This window comes from Pseudomonas sp. MPR-R2A5, from assembly GCF_058793055.1.
In genome coordinates this window covers 1-3,343 of sequence record NZ_JBXAFK010000105.1, presented here as the reverse complement: position 1 = coordinate 3,343, position 3,343 = coordinate 1, and the positions used below count along the sequence as shown (strand labels likewise).

Sequence of the window (3,343 nt, the reverse complement as noted above, 5' to 3'; positions counted from 1 at the left end):
GAAATCGAAGCGCGCCTGCTGGAGCACGACTGGGTGCGTGAGGCCGCGGTGTTGGCGGTCGACGGCAAATACCTGGTTGGCTACCTGGTGCTACAAGGCGCCGAGGAGGATTGGCGTGACGTCTTGAGCGCCCACCTGGCCAGCCATTTGCCGGACTACATGGTCCCGGCCCAATGGCTGAGACTGGAGCAGATGCCGCTCAGCCCTAATGGCAAGCTGGACCGCAAGGCCCTGCCAAAACCCGAAGCCGCGCAACCGTACGAAGCCCCGCAAAGTGCGCTGGAACAACGGATCGCCGCGATCTGGGCGCAAGTACTCGGGGTCGAGCACGTCGGCTTGAACGACAATTTCTTCGAACGCGGCGGCGACTCGATCATCTCGATCCAGGTGGTCAGCCGCGCCCGTGCCGAAGGTATCCACTTCAGCGCCAAGGCCCTGTTCCAGCATCAGACCGTGCGCAGCCTGGCGCGCGTGGCGCAGTTGCAGACCGCCCACGTGATCGACCAGGGCCCGGTGCAGGGCGTGACGCCGTTGCTGCCGTTCCAGCAACTGTTTTTCGAACGAAAACTGCCGCACGCGCATCACTGGAACCAATCGCTGCTGCTGACCCCGCGCCAGCCGCTAGAGGCCGAGCGGTTGACGGCAGCCCTGCAAGCCATCACCCGGCATCACGATGTGCTGCGCCTGAGTTTCAGCCAGCAGGCCGATGGCTGGGTCGCGCGCCATGACGCACCGAGCGCGAGCCTGCTGTGGCACGAGCGCGTACAAGATGCCAGCGAACTCCTGGCCCTCTGCGAACGGGCCCAACGTAGCCTGGACCTGCAACATGGCCCGTTGCTGCGCGCGGTACTCGCCGAGTTGGCCGATGGCTCCCAGCGCCTGTTGCTGGTGATGCACCACTTGGTGGTGGACGGTGTGTCCTGGCGGGTATTCCTTGAAGACCTGCAAAGCCTGTATCGCCAACATACGCTGCCGGCCAAGACGTCATCGTTCAAGGCCTGGGCCGAGCGCTTGCAGGCCCACGCGCGCGGCCCCTCGATGCAGGCGGAAAAAGACTTCTGGCTACAGCAGTTGCAGGGCGTGGCCACCGACTTGCCGTGCCGCGATCCGCAAGGCGCGTGCCCCGGCCGGTTGGCGCAGACCGTGGTCAGCCAACTGGATGCCGAACACACCCGGCAACTGCTGCAACAGGCACCCACGGCCTATCGCACGCAGATCAACGATCTGCTGCTGACCGCCCTGGCACGGGTGATCTGCCAGTGGAGCGGGCACGCTTCAAGCTTGATCCAGCTTGAAGGCCATGGCCGCGAAGACTTGTTTGACGACCTCGACCTGACCCGCACCCTGGGTTGGTTCACCAGCCTGTTCCCGGTCCGCCTGACCCCGGCCGCGACCCTGGCCGGCTCGATCAAGCAGATCAAGGCGCAACTGCGTGCTATCCCCAACAAGGGCCTGGGCTTTGGCGCGCTGCGCTACCTGGGCGATGCGTCGACACGCCAGGCCTTCAGCCAATTGCCGCAGCCGCGTATCACCTTCAACTACCTGGGCCAGTTCGACGGCAGTTTTGATCAGCCGGACGGCCTGTTTGCCCCCGCGTCGGAACCTGCCGGCGCCGAGCAGAGCCCCGATACCCCGTTGAGCAACTGGTTGACCCTCAATGGCCAGGTGTATGGCGGTGAGTTGCAGATCGGTTGGACCTTCAGCCCATTGATGTTCGAGGCCCGTGAGATCGAAGCGCTGAGCGAGGCGTTTACCCGCGAATTGACGGCCCTGATAGAGCACTGCTGCACTCCGGGCAACAGCGGCTTCACCGCCTGCGACTTCCCATTGTCGCGCCTGGACCAGGCACAACTGGAGTCGCTGCCGCTGGCCGCCGAGGGCGTGGAGGATATCTACACCTTGTCGCCGATGCAGCAGGGCATGTTGTTCCACACCTTGTATGAACAGGCTGCGGGCGACTACATCAACCAGGTCCGCGTCACGGCCGACGGCCTGGACGTGGCACGCTTCCAGCAAGCCTGGCAGGCCACGGTGCAGGCCCATGAGGTGTTGCGCACGGGGTTCTTCTGGGAAGGCCAGTTGGAGTGGCCGTGCCAGGTGGTGTACCGCGATGCGCCAGTGCGGATCGAAGTGCTGGACTGGCGCGCCATGCCCGAACGTGAACTGGAACTGCACAACCTGCAGCGTGCCCAGCGCCGCCAGGGCTTCGACCTGGCCAAGGCGCCACTGCTGCGTTTGCTGCTGGTGCGCACCGATGAGCAGCGCCATGAGCTGATCTACACCTATCACCACATCCTGATGGATGGCTGGAGCAACTCGCGTCTGTTTGGCGAAGTGCTGCAACGCTATGCCGGCGTGGCCGTCCCCGAGGCTGGCGGACGCTATCGCGACTATATTGGCTGGCTGCAACAGCGGGATGCCGACGCCACTGAAGCCTTCTGGCGCGCGCAGTTGAGCGCGCTGCAAACGCCGACTCGCCTGGGCAGCCGCCAGCCCGACGCTATCGACGGCTATGGCGACTACCGGTACAGCCTGGCGCAATCGCTGACCGCGCGGCTGGAAGCCTTTGCACGTTGCAATAAGGTCACCCTCAATACGCTGGTGCAGGCGGCCTGGTTGATTCTGCTGCAACGCCATAGCGGCCAGGCGGTGGTGTCTTTCGGCGCCACCGTGGCCGGGCGTCCGGCGGAGCTTTCCGGTGTAGAGCAACAGCTTGGCCTGTTCATCAACACCCTGCCGGTGATCTGCGCCGTGGACGGGCAACACACGGTGGCCGACTGGTTGCAGGCGGTCCAGGCGCAGAACCTGGCGCTGCGCGAGCATGAACACACCGGCCTGTATGACATTCAACGGTGGGCCGGGCAGGGCGGGGCGGCACTGTTCGACAACATCCTGGTGTTCGAAAACTACCCGGTGTCCAAAGCCCTGGAACAGAGCGGCGGCAGCGGTATTCGCTTCGGCGTGCCCAAGGCCCATGAACAAACGAGTTACCCGCTGACCGTGCTGGTGGACCTCGGCGAGACCCTGTCGCTGCACTTCAGTTTTGCCCATGGCTATTTCAAGGCTTCGACCGTGCACGGTTATGGCCGGCACCTGGTCAACCTGTTGCAGGCCATGGTCGATGACGGCCAACAGCGCCTGGGCGATTTGCCGATGCTGGATATCACCGAGCGTCGGCAGGTGCTGCAGGACTGGAATGCCACCGCACGGGACTACCCGTCGCAGCGTTGCGTGCATGAGCTGATTGAAGCGCAAGTCGCGCGTGTACCGCAGGCGCCAGCGTTGCGTTTCGGTGACGTTTCGTTGAGCTATGCCGAGCTGAACCGCCGCGCCAATCGCCTGG

The 3,343-nt window shown here is 64.4% G+C and carries 1 protein-coding gene; it reads left to right on the top strand.

Annotation, left to right across the window (positions count from 1 at the left end):
* Window positions 1–3,343 (top strand): condensation domain-containing protein (locus AC1Q6I_RS34675; RefSeq protein WP_256581648.1); only part of this gene is annotated, 3,343 nt, incomplete at both ends.